This window comes from Flavobacterium sp. (genome assembly GCF_028712645.1).
GTDB lineage: Bacteria > Bacteroidota > Bacteroidia > Flavobacteriales > Flavobacteriaceae > Flavobacterium.
Map to the genome: position 1 here is coordinate 1 of NZ_JAQTPQ010000025.1, position 22,529 is coordinate 22,529.

At 34.3% G+C, this 22,529-nt stretch carries 21 protein-coding genes and 1 tRNA gene; 15 read left to right on the forward strand and 7 right to left on the reverse strand.

Annotated features, from left to right (window positions below; translation table 11 throughout):
* The coding region (gene leuC / locus PHC28_RS03345; protein WP_300096573.1) for a 3-isopropylmalate dehydratase large subunit at window positions 1-1,345 on the reverse strand (1,345 nt) is incomplete at its 3' end.
* Between the two features lie 822 nt (window positions 1,346-2,167).
* Between leuC and dnaE the strand changes: the two genes are divergently transcribed.
* Entirely contained in the window at window positions 2,168-6,694 is a 4,527-nt protein-coding gene (dnaE, locus tag PHC28_RS03350) for a DNA polymerase III subunit alpha (protein ID WP_300096574.1), read from the forward strand.
* A gap of 108 nt (window positions 6,695-6,802) precedes the next feature.
* Here dnaE and PHC28_RS03355 read toward each other — a convergent pair whose 3' ends face one another.
* Together PHC28_RS03355 and PHC28_RS03360 are read right to left on the reverse strand one after the other, a co-directional pair.
* Window positions 6,803-7,072, reverse strand: a complete 270-nt coding sequence (locus PHC28_RS03355; protein WP_300096575.1) for an STAS-like domain-containing protein — start codon at window positions 7,070-7,072, stop codon at window positions 6,803-6,805.
* A gap of 81 nt (window positions 7,073-7,153) precedes the next feature.
* Complete coding sequence (locus PHC28_RS03360; protein WP_300096576.1) at window positions 7,154-8,056, reverse strand: hypothetical protein; 903 nt, start codon at window positions 8,054-8,056, stop codon at window positions 7,154-7,156.
* A 120-nt stretch (window positions 8,057-8,176) separates the two neighbouring features.
* Here PHC28_RS03360 and trxA point away from each other — a divergent pair, with 120 nt between their 5' ends.
* The 4 genes from trxA (at window position 8,177) to PHC28_RS03380 (ending at window position 10,524) form a co-directional block, all read left to right on the forward strand.
* On the forward strand, window positions 8,177-8,542 hold the full coding sequence (gene trxA / locus PHC28_RS03365; protein ID WP_300096577.1) for a thioredoxin: 366 nt from the start codon (window positions 8,177-8,179) through the stop codon (window positions 8,540-8,542).
* A gap of 125 nt (window positions 8,543-8,667) precedes the next feature.
* The gene (locus tag PHC28_RS03370) at window positions 8,668-9,594 is read left to right on the forward strand and encodes a DUF58 domain-containing protein (protein ID WP_300096578.1); all 927 of its coding nucleotides are present in this window, start codon (window positions 8,668-8,670) and stop codon (window positions 9,592-9,594) included.
* A gap of 86 nt (window positions 9,595-9,680) precedes the next feature.
* Window positions 9,681-9,754: transfer RNA gene (locus tag PHC28_RS03375), tRNA-Asp, on the forward strand.
* 287 nt (window positions 9,755-10,041) lie between these two features.
* Window positions 10,042-10,524, forward strand: coding sequence for a hypothetical protein (locus PHC28_RS03380; RefSeq protein WP_300096579.1), 483 nt, complete (start codon window positions 10,042-10,044; stop codon window positions 10,522-10,524).
* Here PHC28_RS03380 and PHC28_RS03385 read toward each other — a convergent pair whose 3' ends face one another.
* Together PHC28_RS03385 and PHC28_RS03390 are read right to left on the reverse strand one after the other, a co-directional pair.
* Window positions 10,525-11,625, reverse strand: a complete 1,101-nt coding sequence (locus PHC28_RS03385) for a glycosyltransferase (RefSeq protein WP_300096580.1) — start codon at window positions 11,623-11,625, stop codon at window positions 10,525-10,527.
* Between the two features lie 11 nt (window positions 11,626-11,636).
* Complete coding sequence (locus tag PHC28_RS03390) at window positions 11,637-12,611, reverse strand: hypothetical protein (RefSeq protein WP_300096581.1); 975 nt, start codon at window positions 12,609-12,611, stop codon at window positions 11,637-11,639.
* Window positions 12,612-12,693: 82 nt separating this feature from the next.
* On the opposite strand from PHC28_RS03390, the gene ruvC reads away from it, so the two are divergent.
* From ruvC to PHC28_RS03440, 10 genes are all read left to right on the forward strand, one after another.
* Window positions 12,694-13,248, forward strand: coding sequence for a crossover junction endodeoxyribonuclease RuvC (ruvC, locus tag PHC28_RS03395; protein WP_300096582.1), 555 nt, complete (start codon window positions 12,694-12,696; stop codon window positions 13,246-13,248).
* Window positions 13,245-14,408, forward strand: a complete 1,164-nt coding sequence (hemW, locus tag PHC28_RS03400) for a radical SAM family heme chaperone HemW (RefSeq protein WP_300096583.1) — start codon at window positions 13,245-13,247, stop codon at window positions 14,406-14,408. Before ruvC ends, hemW begins: the two co-directional genes overlap by 4 nt.
* Window positions 14,409-14,528: 120 nt before the next feature.
* On the forward strand, window positions 14,529-14,921 hold the full coding sequence (locus tag PHC28_RS03405; RefSeq protein ID WP_300096584.1) for a GNAT family N-acetyltransferase: 393 nt from the start codon (window positions 14,529-14,531) through the stop codon (window positions 14,919-14,921).
* Window positions 14,922-14,925: 4 nt separating this feature from the next.
* Window positions 14,926-15,279: a DUF4260 domain-containing protein gene (locus PHC28_RS03410; protein WP_300096593.1), complete on the forward strand. Its 354-nt coding sequence runs from the start codon at window positions 14,926-14,928 to the stop codon at window positions 15,277-15,279.
* 4 nt (window positions 15,280-15,283) lie between these two features.
* Window positions 15,284-15,652: an MmcQ/YjbR family DNA-binding protein gene (locus PHC28_RS03415; RefSeq protein ID WP_300096585.1), complete on the forward strand. Its 369-nt coding sequence runs from the start codon at window positions 15,284-15,286 to the stop codon at window positions 15,650-15,652.
* Between the two features lie 93 nt (window positions 15,653-15,745).
* Window positions 15,746-16,423, forward strand: coding sequence for a PH domain-containing protein (locus PHC28_RS03420; protein ID WP_300096586.1), 678 nt, complete (start codon window positions 15,746-15,748; stop codon window positions 16,421-16,423).
* Window positions 16,424-16,633: 210 nt separating this feature from the next.
* Entirely contained in the window at window positions 16,634-17,992 is a 1,359-nt protein-coding gene (locus PHC28_RS03425; RefSeq protein ID WP_300096587.1) for an OmpP1/FadL family transporter, read from the forward strand.
* Window positions 17,993-18,269: 277 nt separating this feature from the next.
* A complete protein-coding gene (locus tag PHC28_RS03430; RefSeq protein ID WP_300096588.1) occupies window positions 18,270-19,505 on the forward strand; it encodes an FAD/NAD(P)-binding oxidoreductase in 1,236 nt (411 codons plus the stop codon).
* Window positions 19,506-19,537: 32 nt separating this feature from the next.
* Window positions 19,538-19,846, forward strand: coding sequence for a TusE/DsrC/DsvC family sulfur relay protein (locus PHC28_RS03435; RefSeq protein WP_300096589.1), 309 nt, complete (start codon window positions 19,538-19,540; stop codon window positions 19,844-19,846).
* A 10-nt stretch (window positions 19,847-19,856) separates the two neighbouring features.
* Complete coding sequence (locus PHC28_RS03440; RefSeq protein ID WP_300096590.1) at window positions 19,857-20,342, forward strand: DsrE/DsrF/DrsH-like family protein; 486 nt, start codon at window positions 19,857-19,859, stop codon at window positions 20,340-20,342.
* Between the two features lie 80 nt (window positions 20,343-20,422).
* Here the strand turns inward: PHC28_RS03440 and PHC28_RS03445 are convergent, their stop codons facing one another.
* Together PHC28_RS03445 and PHC28_RS03450 are read right to left on the reverse strand one after the other, a co-directional pair.
* Window positions 20,423-21,523, reverse strand: a complete 1,101-nt coding sequence (locus PHC28_RS03445) for a DUF4407 domain-containing protein (RefSeq protein WP_300096591.1) — start codon at window positions 21,521-21,523, stop codon at window positions 20,423-20,425.
* A 148-nt stretch (window positions 21,524-21,671) separates the two neighbouring features.
* Window positions 21,672-22,529, reverse strand: an 858-nt coding sequence (locus tag PHC28_RS03450) for a phosphoenolpyruvate carboxykinase (ATP) (RefSeq protein WP_300096592.1), incomplete at its 5' end; no start/stop codon positions are given.

The window sequence follows — 22,529 nt, forward strand, 5'->3', positions numbered from 1 at the left end:
CTGCCATAATTGGACTAGCCAATAAAGTTCTTGAACCTGGACCTTGACGCCCTTCAAAGTTTCTATTGGATGTACTTACTGCATATTTTCCAGCAGGAACTTTATCATCGTTCATCGCCAAACAAGCGGAACATCCTGGCTGACGCAATACAAAACCAGCTTCAGTAAGGATGTCTAACAATCCTTCTTCTTTGATTTGTGCTTCAACAACGTGTGAACCTGGAACTAACCAAGCCGTAACGTTATCTGCTTTTTTACGACCTTTTACAATTTCTGTAAAAGCTCTAAAATCTTCGATACGACCATTGGTACAACTTCCTAAGAAAACGAAATCAATTGGTTTTCCAATCATCACGTCATCTTCGCTGAAGCCCATATAAGCTAAAGATTTTTTATAAGTTTCCTCGCCACCTTCCACTTGGTCAGCACTTGGAATATGTTTAGAGATACCAATTCCCATTCCAGGGTTAGTACCATAAGTAATCATTGGTTCGATATCTGCTGCGTCGATATTCAATTCTGCATCGAAAACGGCATCAGCATCGGTTTTTAAAGTTTTCCAATATTCTACAGCTTTTGTCCAAGCTTCCCCTTTTGGAGCATATAATCTTCCTTCCAAGAAGTCGAAAGTTTTTTGGTCAGGAGCAATCATACCACCACGAGCACCCATTTCGATAGAAAGGTTACACACAGTCATACGTCCTTCCATAGACATATCTTCAAAAACATTTCCAGCGTATTCAGCAAAATATCCAGTTCCTCCAGAAGTTGTCAATTTTGAAATGATGTACAAAGCCACATCTTTCGGTCCAACACCTTTGCTCAAAGTTCCGTTTACGTTGATACGCATTTTCTTTGGTTTTGGCTGCATAATACATTGAGTAGCCATAACCATTTCTACTTCAGAAGTTCCGATACCAAAAGCAATCGCTCCAAAAGCACCGTGAGTAGAAGTATGTGAATCTCCACAAACGATAGTGGCACCTGGCAAAGTAATTCCGTTTTCAGGTCCTACTACGTGAACGATACCATTTTTTTGGTGACCTAATCCCCAGTGAGAAATGCCATATTCTGTAGCGTTATCTTCCAATGCTTTTAGCTGATTAGCTGATAATGCATCTTCAACAGGCAAATGTTGGTTTATAGTTGGTGTGTTGTGATCGGCAGTTGCAAAAGTGCGTTCTGGATACAAAACCGAGATTCCTCTTTCTTTTAAACCTAAAAAAGCAACAGGACTTGTAACTTCGTGAATGAAATGACGATCAATAAAAAACACGTCTGGTCCATCTTCAATTTGACGCACCACGTGCGAATCCCATACTTTGTCGAATAATGTAGTACTCATTTTTAACTATTTTTATTAAATGTGTTTCTGTTTTTTATAACAATGGGAGCAAATTTAGGAAAAGAAATAAAGTTGTCAATTTTATTATTAACTTATATACGATACCCAAAATGGTTTTACGACACTTAAGCAGTTATGATATTTCAGAGTAGTTTAAAAAGTGTGTTTTTTATTTTATTATCATTCGGTTTTTATGCAGTTTTATTTACAGAATATTTGTTTTTAATATTTCGTAAATATTTTGCTAGATTAGTGTAAATAAACGAGTTTACAACATCAAAATCGCACAAAAGAAATAAAAATTGTAAAATTTTACAAAATTTACGGATTGTTTATATTGCATATATTACAGAATATTTTGTTTTTTAGACCCTCAAATCATAATTATTTTAGCCGTTCTAAACTGGTTTTTTTTACTAAAATACTACGACATCCAAAAAATAGAATTTTGAATTTTTTTATGAATTTTGAATTGAAAATTAGAAGTTGAAAATGGAAATATTGGTCGAACCTATGGTTCTTTTTTGTGGTGTTTTTAAATTTGGATGGATTAAAATCCATCCCTACAATATGCTCCGAGCCGATGGCTCTATTCCGTGAAAGTTCCGCAGGAACGATTTATATTTTAACGACGGATTTCAATCCGTTGGAAATAAAATTATCGACAATTTAAAGTTCCATAGGAACGATTCATATTTGTTTTTCTTGTTTTTTCATCCTCTTTTTTGTTGATAACTTCCACGCTTTTTTTGGCTAAAAAATTCTAAATTTGAAAACTGCTAAATGTAATTTCAAGCAACCACAAAGCATTAAAATTCAATTATGTACTTAATATTCGATACCGAAACCACTGGATTACCAAAGCGTTGGGGCGCACCCATTTCCGATACGGACAACTGGCCAAGATGTATTCAAATCGCTTGGCAGCTCCACGATGAGATGGGAAAACTCATTGAACATCAGGATTTTTTGGTGAAACCCGAAGGTTTTAATATTCCGTATGATGCCGAGAGAATTCACGGCATTTCGACTGAATTGGCCGAAGCCGAAGGAATTCCTTTAGCCGAGGTTTTAGAAAAATTCAATATCGCATTATCGAAAACCAAATTTATTGTGGGTCAAAATCTAGGTTTTGATGTCAATATTATGGGTTGTGAATTTTATAGATTTGGAGTCGAAAGTCCAATGAGTTCGATGCCAATTCTCGATACTTGTACCGAAGTTACGGCTTCTTTATTGAAATTACCTGGAGGTCGTGGTGGAAAATTCAAGTTGCCGACATTAACCGAATTACACCAATATCTTTTCAACAAACCTTTTGCGGAAGCCCACAATGCCACTGCCGATGTGGAGGCAACCACACGTTGCTTTTTTGAATTGATTCGTACCGAAGTTTTTACCAAAAAAGAACTAGAAGTTGAGCAGGAATATTTTGAAGATTTTCAACTCAAAAACCCGAGAGAAATTCAACTCATCGGGCTGCAACACATTAATTTAAAGGAAGCTTCCGATAAAATTCGCCAGCAATTAGGCGGTCAACAAACGGCAACTATTTCTAAACAGGAACTTTCAGATAATAAAAAAAGTTTAATTGATACTGATTTTGTGCATTTGCACAATCATACACAGTTTTCGGTTTTGCAATCTACCATTAGTGTTGCAGCCTTGGTAAAAGCGGCTTCACAACAAAAAATGCCTGCCGTGGCGATGACAGATCACGCCAATTTGATGGGTGCTTTTCATTTTGTTCGCGATATTTTATATCATAACAAAGCAGCTGAAACCAAAAATAAGGAAGCCATTGAAAAAGGTGAAGAACCAACGGAAGTCCCTATGAAACCGATTGTTGGTTGTGAATTTTTTGTTTGTGAAGACCATACCAATAAATCGGTAAAAGACAATGGCTATCAAGTTGTTCTTTTGGCGAAGACCAAAAAAGGCTACCATAATTTGGCTAAAATGTCTTCCATTGGTTACACCGAAGGTTTTTATTATGTACCAAGAATTGATCGAAAAGTAATCCAACAATACAAAGAAGATATCATAGTTTTATCAGGAAATCTCTACGGAGAAATTCCAAATAAGATTTTGAATTTGGGCGAAAACCAAGCCGAAGAAGCTTTACTTTGGTGGAAAAATGAATTTGGCGAAGATTTTTATATCGAGGTAATGCGTCACAATCAGGAAGACGAAAACCGCGTAAATGAAGGCTTGATTTCATTGGCTCGAAAACACGATGTTAAGATAATTGCCACGAATAATACATTTTATATTGAGAAAAGCAACGCCAATGCACACGACATTTTATTGTGCGTAAAAGAGGGCGAAAAGCAATCTACGCCAATAGGACGTGGTCGTGGTTATCGTTATGGCTTGCCCAATCAGGAGTATTATTTCAAATCCAGCGAGGAGATGAAACAACTCTTCAATGATTTACCAGAAGCGATTTCGAATATTGCTGAAATTGTTGGTAAAATCGAAATTTACAATTTGGCTCGCGAAGTTTTACTTCCAAAGTTTGAAATTCCAGTCGAATTTAATGTTTCCGAAGATGCTGTTGATGGAGGAGTTCGAGGCGAAAATGCCTATTTGAAACATCTTACTTTTGAAGGTGCCAAACGAAGATACAAGGAAATAACCCCCGAAATTCAAGAACGATTGGATTTTGAATTGATGACAATTGAAAATTCAGGTTATCCAGGTTATTTCTTGATTGTTCAGGATTTCATCACCGAAGCCCGAAATATGGGTGTTTCTGTTGGGCCTGGTCGGGGTTCTGCAGCAGGTTCAGTGGTCGCTTATTGTTTAAAAATTACCAATATTGACCCACTTTTATACAATCTACTGTTTGAAAGATTTTTGAATCCGGATCGTGTGTCACTTCCTGATATTGATATCGATTTTGATGATGAAGGACGCAGCAGCGTAATGGATTATGTGATTCGAAAATACGGCAAGAAACAAGTGGCGCAGATTATTACCTACGGAAAAATGGCAACCAAATCGGCGATTCGTGATACGGCTCGTGTGCTTGATTTGCCTTTATTCGAAGCCGATAAAATTGCCAAATTAATTCCCGGAATGATGCCTTCGAAATGGAATTTAGCTCGGTTTTTGAATGAAAAAGAAGATCTGATAAAAAAGACCGTTCGTCCAGAAGAATTCGAAAAAATAAAAGAATTAATAGGTTTAGCCAATGAAGGTGATTTGGGTGGAGAAACCATTCAGCAAGCCAAAGTATTGGAAGGAAATCTAAGAAATACAGGGATTCACGCTTGTGGAGTGATTATTACGCCAAGCGATATTACCGATTTTGTTCCTGTAGCAACCGCCAAAGATTCGGATTTGTTTGTTACACAATTTGACAACTCGGTCGTAGAAAGTGCGGGTTTGCTGAAGATGGACTTCTTGGGTTTGAAAACCCTAACTTTGATTAAAGATACCGTTAAATTGGTAAAATACAGAAGTGGAATTGAACTCAATCCCGATGAATTTCCTATTGATGATGTAAAAACCTATGAACTTTTTCAACGTGGCGAAACGGTGGGGATTTTTCAGTATGAAAGTGCGGGAATGCAAAAATATATGAAGGAATTGAAGCCTACGGTTTTCCCCGATTTGATTGCAATGAATGCGCTTTATCGTCCGGGACCAATTGCTTATATTCCGAGTTTTATTAAACGAAAAAACGGTGAAGAGCCTATAGAATATGACTTGGATGACTGTGAAGAATTGCTAAAAGACACTTATGGAATTACCGTTTATCAAGAACAGGTAATGCTTTTGTCTCAAAAATTGGCCGATTTCTCCAAGGGTGATGCCGATGTTTTGCGTAAAGCGATGGGAAAAAAGATGATTGATGTATTGGCAAAAATGGAGCCGAAATTTATCTCGCAAGCGATGGCAAAAGGACACGCAAAAGACAAATTAGAGAAAATTTGGAACGACTGGAAAGCCTTTGCCGAATATGCTTTCAACAAATCGCACTCGACTTGTTATGCTTGGATTGCCTACCAAACGGCTTATTTGAAAGCGAATTATCCAGCTGAATATATGGCAGCAGTTTTGTCAAATAATATGAGTGACATCAAGCAGGTTTCCTTTTTTATGGAAGAATGCAAACGAATGGGATTACAAGTTTTGGGTCCAGATGTAAACGAATCCTTTTATAAATTTACGGTGAATGACAATTATGCCGTTCGTTTTGGGATGGGAGCTGTGAAAGGCGTTGGTTCTGGAGCTGTGGCGACTATTGTTGAAAGTAGAAAAGATGGAAAATACAAGTCGATTTTTGATTTAACGAAACGTATCGATTTGCGTGCTGCCAATAAAAAAGCATTAGAAAATCTAGCTTTGGCAGGCGGCTTCGATTCGTTTACAGGTGTAACCCGAGCGCAATATTTTCACGATGATGGTGATGGAATTACATTCTACGAAAAAGCCATTCGTTATGGAGCCAAGTTTCAAGAAAACGAAAATTCATCGCAAGTAAGTTTGTTTGGCGAAAGTAGCGATGTTCAAATTGCAGAACCTGTTGTGCCGCCTTGTGAGGATTGGAGTACGATGGAAAAATTGGCGAAGGAGAAAGAAGTGGTTGGGATTTATATTTCTGGACATCCACTAGACGATTTTAGATTTGAGATGGATTATTTCTGTAATTCAAAGTTGGAATCTTTGAAAAACTTGGAATTGCACGTGAACAAAAACCTGACATTTGGAGGAATTATCAACAATGTGCAACATCGCGTAGCCAAGAATGGCAAAGGCTGGGGAATGTTTACACTTGAAGGTTATGACGAAAGTTATGAGTTTAGAATTTTTGGAGAAGAGTATTTAAAATTTCGTCATTTCCTGATTCAAAATAATTTCACTTTTATGAAAGTGATGGTAAAAGAAGGTTGGGCAGACAAAGAAACGGGAAAAAAAGGAGAGCCAAGACTGCAATTTATTTTGGTTCAGTACTTGCAGGATGTATTGCCAAGTTTTGCCAAAAAACTAATTATCCATTTGAATATTAAAGATTTGCAAACCGATTTAATTCACAAATTGAGTTCGGTTCTTCTTGCCAATAAAGGTGAAAACCAAGTCTCATTTGAAGTTATGGAATTAGAGACTATCAAAAAACAAATTGAAGTAACACCAACAGAAGTCGAGGTTGACGAAATTGTTATGGATGAAAATGGGGATGTTTTCGAAAATGAAATTTCAGAAACGATTTTAACAACTGAAGTTGAAGAAACAAAAATCATCACCCGATTATTAATGCCAAGCCGGAAATTAAAAATCAAAATCTCGAATGAATTATTGGTGGAACTGGAGAAATTGCAAATTAACTTTAAGTTGAATTAAGTTAGGGCTTGAAATATAATTTATCCGAATAAAAAAGCTAAGAATTAGATTAAAAAAAACACAAAAAAGCCACTCGAAAGTGGCTTTAAATTTATATAAAATCTGATTTTACATTGCAGAAATAATAACTCTTTGTACAAAGTCGTTCGTGTTAAGAAACGCAATTTTAGCTTTAAAAACATCAAGAGTAACCTTGTCTTTTAATTTGCTAAAACATTCGTGGGCAAAAGAATTGGTTACTACATCTACACCTTCAAAATCTAAATAAACTTTTTCGTTTGTTTCTATTTTTTCAATAATATTTAAACGTATTTTAGCACCTAAATCTCGAGTACCAAGACTTGGACTAATATCTCTAAATAGGATTGTGTGTGTCATTTTGTTTGTATTATTATGCAAAGTTATCATTAAATGGTTAATAAATAACGCAATATTGCGTAAAAAATTTAGTTTCTAAATTCAATTTTCAAATAAATTCTCGAAAACTTGTTTTTTATAATCATAAAAAGGACTTGTAAATTCGGTATAATCAACTTCTACATTGGTGTTTATTCTAATATAAACGCAAGTGCCTTGCCATTTTGCAATATCTTTTACAATAGTTTCTTTTTCGCTAACATTCAGTTTTTTGTTTCCAGAGAACAAGCTCAACCAGCCTTTGTTTAATTTAACAAATGATGCCGTGGCAAATAATCCGTGACCTTGACCTTTTCCGTTGGTAACGCCGCTTTCAATACATTTTGCAATAGCTTCTTCTTCGGTAAAGTTGTGTTTTTGATTTAAAGAAGTATGAATTCCCATTCCAAAATCGCAGACGATTAGTCGGATGGAGTTTATATTTTCAAAGTATTGAGCCACAACCCAACCCACTTTTTCGTCAGTATGATTCAATACATTATCTAAAATTTCGTTGAAACAATAGTCTAAACTTGCATATACATTGTCGTTTAGCGAGCCTTTTTCTCGTAACACTTTCAAAATGCTATTCAGCACTTCGAGTTGGTTTTCTGAAGTATATCGTTGTATTTGGACAGCATTATTTGGGTTAAACTTAGGTATAGAAAGGGGTAATTTCACATTCAAATTTTCAAAAAAATTCATTTTTGCTAAGTAGCTGACAATCTTATTGTTTTTACCAAGTAGTAGCGTTCCGGAAACTTTTATACCTAAATTTTCAATATATTTTATACTGCAAAGTAGCAAGATGGCATAATCGGGGTATATAAAATCGCAATCTGAAAAGTCAATAACTAATTTTGTCTTTGGAGCAGATTTATATTGGTTTACTAGAGCATTACAAACAGCAATTGTTTGAGTGTGTGACTTTGCAATATCTTTAATTAATAGTGTATAGGTTTGCATTCAGTGAAGTTATAGTACAAAAGTAAAAAGTATTGATGAATTTACTTTATGAAAAGGTAAAATAAATTTTCTCAATTTAAAAATAGTTAAATGTAATACAAGTTACACTTCGTAACTCAAATGTTTCTTTATCTTTGTATCTCAAAAAATAAATTTAAAAATATAAATATGGCATTAGCAATAACAGATGCTACTTTTGAGGAAGTAGTTTTAAAATCAACAAAACCAGTAATGGTAGATTTTTGGGCAGCTTGGTGTGGCCCTTGTAGAATGGTTGGACCAATCATTGACCAACTTGGAGAAGAATACGAAGGAAAAGTAGTTGTAGGAAAAGTAGATGTTGATGCAAATCAAGAATTTGCTGCAAAATATGGAGTAAGAAATATTCCAACTGTATTAGTTTTCCACAACGGAGAAGTAGTAGGGAAACAAGTAGGAGTTGCTCCAAAACAAACTTACGCAGATAGTTTAGACGCATTGTTGTAATCTGTCATTGAGAGGCACGAAGCAATCTCAACATATTATTTAGAAAGGTTTGGCGAAAGTCAAGCCTTTTTTTGTTGATTAATGATTTATTTTTAAATCATTCAATCTTTTAATACATTTGAAAGATGAAGATAGAAGAACAAAAAGAGCTTATTTCAGAATTTAAACATCTCGAATTGTTGGCCAATCAAATTGTGGAAGGTTTTATTTCGGGAATGCACAAAAGTCCTTTTCACGGTTTTTCGGCTGAATTTGCTGAGCATAAAGTCTATAATGTTGGAGAAAGCACCAAACACATTGACTGGAAATTGTTTGCCAAAACGGACAGGTTATACACCAAGCGATTCGAAGAAGATACTAACTTGCGTTGCCATATTATCATCGATAATTCGTCGTCGATGCATTATCCAAAACTCGAAGACAAAGAGAAATTTCACCATAACAAAATTGGATTTTCGGTTTTAGCCTCAGCCGTTTTGATGAATATTTTAAAAAAACAGCGTGATGCCATTGGCTTAAGCGTGTTTTCGGAAACGTATGAATATTATGCACCCGAGAAAGGAAGTGATCGTCACCATCGAATGATTTTGAATGCTCTTGAAAATCTATTGGAAAAACCTAAAGTTAAAAAAAGTACCGACACGATTACCTTTTTGCATCAAATCGCCGAGAAAATTCACCGCCGTTCAATGATTATTCTGTTTACCGATATGTTTCAATCAGGCGACGAGGAAAAATTATTTACCGCTTTACAACATTTAAAACACAACAAGCACAAAGTGGTTCTGTTTCACGTAATTGACAATAAAACAGAGCTTCATTTCGATTTTGATAATGCTCCGAGGAAATTTATAGATATGGAAACCAGCGATGAGGTAAATATTTTTGCCGATAATGTTAAGAGCGAATATGAAAAAGGGGTGAATAGCTACTTCAAAAAACTGGCTTTAACCTGCTCTCAAAACAAAATTAAGTACGTACCTGTTGGGGTTGCTGATAGTTTTGATAAAGTATTGACCACATATTTAGTTGAAAAACAAAACTTTGGCTAATGAGATAAAATTTTATCAAATGTTTTTTGCAGAAACACTTGTAGATACAAAATTCTATAGTATATTTGCAACCGCAATAAAGCAGAGGTTTGGTAGTTCAGTTGGTTAGAATACATGCCTGTCACGCATGGGGTCGCGGGTTCGAGTCCCGTCCAGACCGCTAAATTGGGAAGAAGCGATTCAGAAATGAATCGCTTTTTTGCCCAATAAAAGCATCTAAAATAGTTGTGTTGTTTTCGCTACGACTTTGTAACTCGTAGCACGGTTTAGTAGTTAGACCAATGAAAAGCTTTCCACTTTTGTGGATAGCTTTTTTGATTTTAGGCTATTTTTAAAATAAGACCAATAATCAAATGCAACCCATCCATAAAGTATTTTTTAGTATTTTTGAAAATTAAAGCAGTACTTTTAAACAAAATTAAAACAGTGTTTATTTCCTCAATGAATATGAGAAAAATAATTCTAATATTACTTTTATTACCGCTACTTTTTAATTCTTGTCAATATTTCGAAAAGCAAGTGCCTTCAGAGAAGGAATTATTGCAAAAGGAATTGAAATCTATCAATTGGAAAGAAGTAGACGAATTTCCATCGGTAGCAGATTGCGAAAAGATTGAAGATAAACCTCAGCACCAGCAATGTTTTTTCGAATATATGACTCAATTAATTCAGGAAAAACTAAGCGTTGACACATTGTCAATCCTATATCCAGAACTCGATACAATCGAAGTAAAAGTCACTATTTTTCCCAATGCAAAAATGCAATTCGAGCCACAATTCCCGAAAGATTCTGTAGCATACGACACCATAAAAATCGATAGTATTCTAAAAGCACGCTTGGTCGATTTTCCAAAAGTAAACCCAGCAATCAAACGCGGAATCCCTGTAAAAACACAATTTATTCTCCCGGTTATTCTCAAAGTTGAGTAACTAAAACTTCCTTCCCTTCCACTCGTACTTTCCAAACAAGGAATAAAAGGCCACACTTACACTAAAAAACGGATACAACAAACTACTCAAAACCAAATAATGTAATCTGTTTTTAGTCAAAAAACGATTTGCTTTGTAAATCAAAACAGCATCAACTAAAAATTTCATAAACAGAAAAAAAATCAATAAATATTCGTTCCCTTTTCCAAACAACAAACAACAAACAACAAACAATAAACCGATATTTCCTCCAAAAACTACCAAACCTAAACCAATTCCAAACCCACTTTGGTACGAACCCGTTTTTGAAGCCCAACGCACTCTTTGATAAAACAGAGATTTCCAATTATTCACGGGTTTTGTGAGTACAATATTATTTTCAGATTTTAAATAATGGACTTCCTCTGGGAATCTTGCAATGGCTTTTTGCAACAAAAAAACATCGTCACCGCTGGCTATTTTGTTATTACCATCGAATCCGTTCAATTTTTCAAAGAGTGATTTTGTGTAAGCAAAGTTAGCACCATTGCACATAAATCCTTTCCCGATTCCAAAACTTCCTATCGTTGCCCCTTGCAAACTCGCTAAATCTAATTGCTGAAAATGATGCAAAAATGAATTTTCACAATCATAAGTTACAGCTCCAGCAATCATATAAACTTCGTGATTCTGGATATAATTATCCAAAGTCAGCAACCAATTTTCTTTAACAACACAATCTGCATCAGTAGTTACAATCCAATCCGTTTTTACGAATTGCATTGCTGTAGAAATTGCATCCTTCTTGGGCGAATTCGAAACCCTAATATTCTTAATTAATAAAATAGCGAATTTTAAATCCTTTACAATAAATTCTTCTTCCGAATCATCATCAACTAATAAAACTTCAAATAATTCTGTTGGATAATTTAATTTCGAAAAACTATCTAAAAGCTTGGGCAAATTTTCTGCTTCATTTCGAAAAGGAACGATAATCGTGAATTTTGTTTTTGGCAACAAACAAGTAGATTCATAATTTTTTACTTTCGAAAACCCATAAATCAATAGTGCAATAAAAACCGCATAAATCAAAAGCATCAAAAATAAAAAAACTGTAATCATATTATTTTATTTTATTGAGTTTCGCCTCCCTCTCCTTTGGAGATAGTTGGGGAGAGCATTTTGAAATTCATTACATAATAACTGCCAATAATAACCGGTAAAACGACATTCAAAAACCACATTAACGTGCTTATGAAAATTACAATCCATTCGTTGACGCCCAGAATTCCGAAGAAATAAACAGCAACACTTCCTTTTACAGCAAAGTCCAAAAACTGAAATGTGGGCAAAGAAGACGCTAAAAAATAGACACTCGCAATGGTTGCCATCAGCGTTAAATAAGGCAAATCAACATCAAAAGCCAAGAACAGAAAATAATATTGATGTGAAAAAACCAGGTAACGACAAACAGCCAAAAAGATGTTTTTTTGATGAATCGTTTTTGGAATTTCATTAATCTTATGAACTATTTTTTCGATCGAATAGCCTTTGATTGTGATTTTTTTTAATCCAAAAGTGACCAGAAAAAGTAGAAAAAATAACCCAAAGAGTATTGCCACAGTATTGGTTGAAATAACATTGTAATTTGCATTGAAATACAACAATCCAAATATTCCAAAAACAACCGACAAAATCATCTGGATTCCGTTGCAAATTAGATTCAAGAAAATGATTTTTTTAGCTTTCGATTTCTCAAAAAATAATGCTTTTCCGGCATACTCCCCCACTCCATTTGGAGTAAATAATCCAGCGGTCAAAGCTCCTAGAACTTGTTTGGTTGCATCTGAAAGTGAAATTTTATGGAGATACGAAACTAAGTTTTGCCATTTCAAAATTTCGAAAAAACGGTTCAAAACACTTAACAGTAAGATAAAACCAATTCCCACAACCGACTGATTTTTTTTGAACAGAATAATGAATTTCTCCCAATCGAGTTTGTCGTTATTCGACAGTTGGGAGTAAATAAAATAAAATGCACCTCCGACAATCAAAAGTTTGATAAGAAGTACGAGGAATTGTTTAGCTTTGTGAGATATTGAAATCATTCTTGCAAAGAAACATAAAATCTACAAGTTAAGGAAACCTCATAGGTTTTTAAAACCTATGAGGTTTGATAAATAGATAAAATTGGCAAACGAACGCATCATTTTAGGAATTGACCCCGGAACCACGATTATGGGTTTTGGATTGATAAAAATTGTCAACAAGAAAATGGAATTTTTGCAACTCAACGAACTGCAATTGTCCAAATACGACAATCATTATCAAAAACTAAAAATCATTTTCGAACGCACCATCGAATTAATCGACACCCACAATCCGGACGAAATTGCGATTGAGGCACCTTTCTTTGGCAAAAACGTGCAATCGATGTTGAAATTAGGAAGAGCGCAAGGCGTGGCAATGGCGGCGGGACTTTCGAGAGATATTCCCATCACTGAATATGAACCCAAAAAAATAAAAATGGCGATTACTGGCAACGGAAACGCCAGCAAAGAACAAGTGGCAAAAATGCTCCAACAACTTCTCGGACTAAAAACATTGCCAAAAAATCTCGATTCAACAGACGGTTTGGCGGCTGCGGTTTGTCATTTTTTCAATTCTGGAAAAGTAGTTGGCGAGAAAAGTTATTCGGGTTGGGATGCTTTTGTAAAAAATAATGAAAATCGAGTTAAGAAATGAGCGGAATCTACATCCATATCCCTTTTTGCAAGCAGGCGTGTCATTACTGCGACTTTCATTTTTCGACTTCGATGAAGAAGAAAGACGAGATGGTTTTGGCTTTGTCCAAAGAAATCCAAATGCGCAAAAGTGAGTTCAAAAATGAAGTAGTGGAAACGATTTATTTTGGCGGAGGAACACCAAGTGTTTTGACAACGCAAGAAATTCAGTTTTTGATTGATGCGGTTTATGAAAATTTCGAAGTTGCTGAAAATCCTGAAATTACACTCGAAGCCAATCCTGATGATTTATCGAAAGAGAGAATAATTGAATTATCGAAAAGTCCAATCAACCGATTAAGTATTGGGATTCAGTCTTTTTTCGAGGAAGATTTGATGATGATGAACCGAGCGCATAATTCGGTGGAAGCCAAAAAATGTTTGGAAGAAGCGACTAAATATTTCGACAATATTTCCCTTGATTTGATTTATGGAATTCCAGACTCGAGCCAGAATAGCGAACAGGCGCAGCAAATAAGCAACGAAAAATGGAAACTGAATATAGAAACGGCTTTGAGTTTCGGTATTCCGCACATTTCGAGTTATGCCTTGACGGTCGAACCCAAAACCGCTTTGAACAAACTCATCCAAACCGGAAAAATCGCCCAACCCAAAGACGAAGTTGCCGAAGAACATTTCCGGATTTTGGTTGAAACTCTTGAAAACAATGATTTTATCCATTATGAATTATCCAATTTCGGAAAAGAAAACTATTTTTCGAAGAATAATTCGGCGTATTGGCTAGGGAAAAAATATATCGGAATTGGACCTTCGGCGCACAGTTATGACGGCATTTCCAGAAGTTGGAATGTTTCGAATAATTCAATGTATTTAAAATCATTGGAAGAAAATAAATTGCCCAACGAAATTGAAATTTTGTCCAAATCCGATCGGTACAACGAATATATAATGACGGGTTTGCGAACCATTTGGGGTGTTTCGTTGGATAGAATTGAAGATGAATTTGGAAGTGACTATTTAGATTATTTGCAAAAGCAATCCCTAAAATATTTAAATAACAATTTGCTTTCTATTGAAAATAACATTTTAAAACCCACTCGAAAAGGAAAGTTTTTAACGGACGGAATTGCGAGTGATTTGTTTTACTTAAATTTGGAATAATTCTAACCACTAAGTACACAAAGAAGGCACAAAGGTCACAAGGTTTTTGTATCTAGATATTAAATTTAGTGTACTTCGTGCCTTCTTTGTGTACTTTGTGGTTAAATAAAAACAAGTGTTATGATTAGCGTTTCAACTGATAAAACAAAACTCAACGTTCCTTTTATTCAAAATTTTTTGAAAGATATTTATTGGGCGGTAGGCAGAACTATTGACGAAGTGCAAACCACGATTGACAATTCGGTTTGTTTCGGGATTTATTTGAATGATGTTCAAATTGGTTTTGCCAGAGTGATTACAGATTATGTTGTTTTTGGATATGTAATGGATGTTTTTATTACTGAAGAGCATCGAGGAAAAGGCTATTCATCTATTTTAATTTCGGCGATGATGAATGAACCCATTTTGAAAAACATTAAAATATGGAGATTGGCTACATCAGATGCGCATTTTTTATATGAGAAATTTGGTTTCAAAGCATTGGCGCACCCAGAAAAAATGATGGAAAAATAGTATGATGAAAACAATTATTAAACTCGAAGAATTTGGTTTATTCCTTTTTGGAATCTATCTTTTTAGCCAATTGGATTATGCTTGGTGGTGGTTTTTGGTGCTTATTCTAGCACCTGATTTATCAATGATTGGATATGCTTTTGGCAACAAGTTTGGAGCATTTCTCTATAATTTATTTCATCACAGAGCAATTGCTTTAATGCTATATTTGGCTGGAATTTATTTCTCGAATGAAGTAATTCAACTCACTGGAATTATTTTATTTGCCCATTCTTCGATGGACAGAATGATGGGTTACGGATTGAAACAGGAAACGGGGTTTAAGTTTACCCATTTGGGTGAAATAGGAAAAAACTAAAACTATGAATTTAGAAACCTACTACGAATATTGCTTGTCTAAGAAAGGCACAACCGAACATTTTCCGTTCGATAAAGACACTTTGGTTTTTAAAGTTGGCGGAAAAATGTTTGCTTTATCCTCATTAATTCAATGGGAAAAAGGAGAACCAAAAGTGAATTTAAAATGCAATCCAGAATATGCCCAGGAATTGCGTGCTCAATATGGCGACATCGTTCCAGCCTATCACATGAGTAAAGTGCATTGGAATACCATTGCGATAAATAGGGAAGTTCCTGACAAGTTCCTATCGCAATTAATTGATCATTCCTACGAATTGGTATTCAAAAGTTTAACTAAAAAAAATCAAAACGAAATTCTCGACCCGAGGTAAAAAATTTACTGAACTGGCGAAGCAATTAGAAAATTAGGTATTACTTTTGCACCATAAAATCTTGTAGTTTAAAAACACCACCAAAAAGAAACAATGAAAGATCAAATAAAAAAATTCCTTAACGAAGAGCAAGACCCAAAAGCTATTGAAAAAATCACATCAAAACTGAATGATTTGTTGATGAAAAATGAAGAAATAGGATATATTGCCGTTCAGAAAAAACCAGCAATTACTGTTCTTCCGGATAGTATTGTGATGACGAATAAAAGAATTATCATTTGTCAGCCAAAAAATCTAGGTCTTACTATGAATTTTACCGATTTCACTTGGGACGAAATCGAAGGAACTTTTGTAAAAGAGCATATTTTGGGTTCTGAATTTTCGTTTTCGACCAAAACTGAGATGCAGGCTTCTATTGATTATATTCCTAAAATTCAAGCTAGAAAGATTTTCACGTATGCCAAGGAGCAATTGGATATTTTGAAAAATGGAGCTTCAACAAATGAAAACCAAATTATAGAAGAAACACCACCCTCTTTCGAAACAATTGAAGAAGTTGAAACTGAAGAAGTAACAAATTATGCCGAAATTATTCCTGCAACTTCAAATTCTGCGGATATTTCTACCTCAGCAGGAGACAAAAAATTCAATGAATTGTCACAAGATGAACTTTTTGAAAAGCTACAGAATTATAAAAAATTACTGGATAACGGATTAATTTTGCAAGGAGAATACGACATCCTTAAAAAGGAAATACTGAGTTATATGTAATAAAAACCTATTTTTGAACACTAACCCCGGCAGATTATCATTTGTTGGGGTTATTTTTTGGAATATTTTTAATTATATGATATTTATCATAAAATTGGATTTAACAAAATATTACTTTTGTTCTATTAAATCAGTAGGCTTTTTTCTATACAAAAAAAAACAAGATTTGGCGGTTTAATTCTTCTATTCATTAACCAATATTATTTAACGATGAAAAACAATATTTTACACTTTTGTTTATTATTATTTTCGACTTTAGCTTTTTCGCAAGCGGGTCATATTATGCAAGGAGTTGGAGCTTTTAATATGTCAATGGGAGGAGCTTCGACAGGACAACCTCTTGATATTTCGGGAGCTTTGCAATGGAATCCGGCATCTATTTCGGCTTTTAATGACAAAATTATTAAGTTAGACGTAGGCTTATTTTTTTCTTCACCTGAATTGAGTTCAAGCTTGCCAGCTGGAATGATGGGACCAGGTTCTCCCGCTGTTTCTGGGGTTACTAAAGATGCAAGAGACCCTTCAATTATGCCAGCATTAGCAATGGTTTGGGGAAAAGAAGGTAGCAAACACACTTTTGGAGCTTCTGCTTTTGGCATTAGCGGATTTGGAGTTACTTTTCCTGAAGAATTAAATCAACCATTGAGTGCTAGTTTTAATCCTACATTAAATTCAAATCCTATAAATTATCCACAACAAGCAGGTGGTTTTGGTAGAATTAAATCCGATTATATGCTGTTGCAAATAGGGTTTACTTGGGCTTATGAAATCACCGATAAACTTTCCTTAGGTGTTGAGCCAACTTTCAATTATGGAACTTTACAGCTTATGCCAAATCCGACAGCAAACCCATCTATGACTGCAGGTTATCCATCTACAGACAAGGCTTCAACTTCTGGTCTTGGAGCGCAATTAGGTTTATACTTCGATTCTAAAAAAGGATTCAAAGCTGGAGTTTCATACAAAACTACTCAAAATTTAAGCGAATTAGAATTTAACAACACCTATTTAGACAACTCTAAAGGAACTAATAAATTCGATATGGATTATCCAGCAGTACTTTCATTTGGATTAGGATATTCAAAAAGTGATTTTGATGTTGCATTAGATTATAGAATAGTTGACTATAAAAACACAAATGGTTTTTCTGAAACAGGATGGACATCAACAGCATCTGTAAAAGGATTTGGTTGGAATAATGTTTCCATTTTATCAGCAGGTATTCAATATAAAGGAATAAAAAAATTACCATTACGTCTTGGTTATACTTATAGTTCAAACCCTATTGGTAGTGATGTAGCGTTTTTTAATATTCCTGCAACAGCCATCATTAAAAATGCTTTTCAATTTGGATTTAGTTATGCAGCAAGTAGTAATATTTCTTTAGATGCAGTTTATCACCACGGTTCTAGCGACGGAAAAACTTCTGGACAAATGCTTAATCCTTTGATGGTTTCAAGTTCAAATCCTTATGGAGCAGTTCCCGGGACAACAGTGGGTTACGAAATGACAACTGATTTAGTAATGGTTGGAATTTCTTATAAATTTGCAAAAAAACAAACAAAATAAAAGTGTTTTGATTTAGTATATGAAAAGCGGTTTCTACTTTTAGGAATCGCTTTTTTTAATATTAATAAATAGTCTTGAATGTTCTCTGAAATACATTAAAAATCAGTGTTTTTTTAATAAAAAAGCGAGTTATGTAACATAGGTTACTTTATGAAATGTTTTTAAGAAGTATCTTTAAGGCGTTAAAAAAAAGATATTTAGCCTTGATAATTTCAACAAGAATAGTGTTATAAAAATTGGAGCTACTTAATTTAAAAATCATTATTATATAATTATTATGAAAAACTTAGTGATACTTGGTGCGGGAACAGCTGGAACAATGATGGCAAGTCACCTAATTAAAAAATTGAAGAAATCGGAGTGGGAAATTACAATTGTAGATCAATACAAAACGCATTATTACCAACCTGGATTTTTGTTTTTACCTTTTGATGCCTATAAACCAGAAGACGTTAAAAAATCTATTGATGAGTTTATTCCTAAAGGAGTAAAATTAATTCGAAAAAAAATAGATGTAATTGATAAAGATTCTGACACAGTTGTTTTAGAAGGCGGGAAAAAATTGAAATACGATATTTTAATTATTGCCACAGGAACAAAAACTGCTCCAGAAGAAGTTGAAGGAATGTTAGGAGATTATTGGTACAAATCAATTTTTGACTTTTATACTTATGAAGGAGCTATGGCTTTGAGAGATAAATTAAGAGTTTGGAAAGGCGGAAAATTAGTAGTTCACATTACCGAAATGCCCATTAAATGTCCTGTTGCTCCACTAGAATTTGCTTTTCTTGCTGATTCATTTTTTCTTAAAAAAGGAATGCGTGACAAGGTAGAAATATCTTATGTTACACCACTTTCTGGAGCTTTCACAAAAGAAAAATGTACAACCGCACTAACTTATTTGCTAAATGATAAAAACATCAAGATTGTACCTGATTTTGCTGTAGAACATATAGATGGTAAAAAAGGAGTAATTGTAGATTATGGTGGTGAAGAAGTGCCGTTTGATTTATTGGTAACAATCCCAACAAATATGGGAGATGATTTAATGGCTCGATCAGGCTTTGGAAATGAATTAAATTATGTACCTACTGATAAGAACACTTTGCAAACAAAAGTTAAGGAAAATATTTTTGCGTTAGGCGATTGTACGGATGTTCCTGCTTCTAAAGCGGGTTCAGTTGCCCACTTTCAGGCAGAAATTCTAACAGAAAACATTCTGTTATATATTGAAGGAAAAGAATTGAAACCTGATTTTGACGGTCATGCCAATTGTTTTATTGAAACAGGTCATGGAAAAGCACTTTTAATCGATTTTAATTACGAGTCTGAACCAGTTAGAGGTAAATTCCCTTTTCCAGTTGTTGGCCCTTTAAATTTACTAACCGAATCACGATTAAATCATTGGGGTAAATTAGCCTTCAGATGGATTTATTGGAATATGCTGTTGCCAGCAAGAAAATTACCGTTCATTACACCTAAAATGAGCAAATCAGGAAAGAATTTTGACTAAAAAAATAATGTTTAATATTAAATAATATAAAGATGGAAAAAGTGTATGCAGGAAAAACTGTTAGTGTTGACAAAGATGGTTATTTAACAGATTTATCCCAGTGGAATAAAGAAATTGCAATGGAAATTGCTAAAGAAGAAGGAATTGTACTTACCGATAAACATTTTGAAGTGCTGGCTTATTTACAAGATCAACAAAGAAAAGAAGTGGCATTGTCTATAAGAAGTATTGGAAAAAGCGGAGTTGTTGATATTAAACAATTTTATGAATTGTTTCCAAAAGGTCCATTAAAAATTTCAAGTAAGATGGCAGGAATTCCAAAACCCAAAAGTTGTATTTAAATAAAAAATCATGGAAGATAAAAACAAATATCCCATTAAAAAAATGCTTTTCATTTGTGCAAAAGCCACATTAGAAAGCGTTTATGCAAGTTTTATAATGGCAAATGGAGCAAGAATGGAAGGAATAGAATCTGAAATATTCTTTACTTTTTTTGGTCTAGAAGCTATTCAAAAAAGCAAATTAGACCATTTACATGTTGCTACGGTTGGTAATCCAGGAATGCACATGCCAACAATGATTGGAGGTTTACCAGGAATGGAGGCTTTGGCCACAAGTATGATGAAAACTAAAATGGAAAAATTAGATATTCCACCAATTGGAGAGTTTTTAGAAATAATGTCAGCTTCTGGTGTGAAATTATGGGCTTGTAAATTAGCTGTTGAGATGTTCGATTTAACCGAAAAAGATTTAATTGATGAGTTAGATGGAATCCTTACTATTGGCGATTTTTATGAAAGAGGTGCTGGCGAAGGAACTCAAATTGTATTTATTTAGTTAATATTGTTTAATAATGAAAAAAGGCAATAGTTAAGATTTTAACTATTGCCTTTTTTTGTTTTCAAATGATTGCTAAATCACATTGTCCTCTTTTGTTTTTCAACAAAATTATTGGCTTGCAATTCTAATAATTCAGTTGCTTTCTGGCGTTGTAAATTATATAATTCCTTGTCTTGTGCAATGTCTTGATAAACCTTGTCGTGCATCGAAGCACTGGTTTTTACCAATAAATCGCGTTGGTATTTGTCTTGAGCTAAAGTGGCTTTCAGTGCAGTTTCTAAATCTTCCAACTTATAATCGTATTCGCCTTTTGGTGACAATAATTTGGCAATAATTGGAGAAGTTTCGATGGCTAAAAACAACAACATAATAAATAAGGAAGGAATTAATGGCAATTTATCCAAAGCCTTTATTCGGGCCATCAAGCCGTCAAAACCTTCTATTATGGGTTGTGTATCGGCAACTTTTTTATTTAAATCTGCTTGTAAAGTTGTTGCGTTTTTATCGTTGAATGCAATTTTTACTAAGTTGGTTTTTCTTAGCGAATCCAGTTCGGCTAAAGCCAAATTATGCTTGGCAATTTTCTCTTTAAAAACGGGCCCTTTACCTAGTTTCATTGTGCCTTTTGTGCCTTCAGCTTCGGCAATGTAAGTTTCGTAAAGCGTGTTTACTTCTTTCTCTTTATTGGCGATTTCAGCTTTTAGCTTGTCTGTTTCAGCTTTGTTTTTGTCTAAATCTGATTTGAAATAGTTGGCAACCTCTTTTTTATTATTCAAAGCCATTGCGTTTTTTTCTTTCAGTAAAACAGTATTGATTTCCTTTTCGAAAATTTTAATTTCCAATGGTTTTGAAATAACGATAGCAATGATTATCGCCAAAACTATTCGCGGACTTGCTTGCAAAAATTCACTTCCCAACTTATCTCTTTTTCGAATAGTTGAAACAATGAATCTATCTAAATTAAATATAAGTAATCCCCAAACTAAGCCAAATCCCATTGCAATATAAGGATCGTCAAAAACGGTGAAAAGTGCATAAGAACTAGCAATGAAAGCCATAACTGCAGTAAAGAAAACAGTGGCGCCAATACCCACATATTTGGTTTGTTCTCCTTCGGAACAACCCTCGAGAAGGTTTTTGTCAGCTCCGGAACAAAGGAGGAAGAATTGTTTTAACATAACGATTGATTTTGATTGAATAAGATTGATGCTGATAGGTATGCATTTAACGCTAAATGTTACCAATTGTTATATATTTTCGTCTTGATATTATATAAAAAAAGCTGTTCATAACGAACAGCTTTTTTTGAATTTGAATTAATAATTACTATATCTGAGGCGCACCATTCATAATTTCGGTATTGGCAAATTCTTCAAATTTGGCGAAATTAGCTTTGAATTTTTCGGCTAATTCTACTCCTTTTTTATCATATAAATTTGTATCAGTCCAAGTATTTCTTGGATTCAATATTTCGTTTGGAACGTTTGGGCAAGATTGTGGTATTGCAATTCCAAAAACAGGATGATTTTCATAAGCTACATTATCTAATTCCCCGTTTAAAGCTGCGGTAATCATTGCTCGAGTGTATTTTAATTTCATACGACTTCCTGTTCCATAAGGTCCGCCGGTCCAACCTGTGTTGATAAGCCAAACTTTTACATTGGCATCTTTCATTTTTTTGCTCAACATTTCAGCATATTTTGTTGGATGCAAAGGCATGAATGGTGCGCCAAAACAAGCCGAAAAATTAGGTTGTGGCTCTGTAACTCCTGCTTCTGTTCCCGCTACTTTTGCAGTGTAACCTGAAATAAAATGATAGGCCGCTTGTCCTGGAGTTAGTTTTGAAATTGGAGGCAAAATTCCAAAAGAATCTGCAGTTAGGAAAAATATATTCTTAGGATTTTTTCCAATAGACCCTTTTTGAATATTTTCAATATGATAAATAGGATAACTCACACGAGTATTTTGCGTTATGGAAACATCTTGAAAATCGACCTCATTGGTTCCTTTTTTGAAAACAACATTTTCTAAAATGGCTCCCTTTTTTATGGCTCTAAAAATATCTGGTTCGTTTTCTTCGCTAAGATTAATCACTTTTGCATAACATCCACCTTCGAAATTGAAAACCGTATTTTCATTTGTCCAACCGTGTTCATCATCTCCAATTAGTTTTCGTTCTGGATC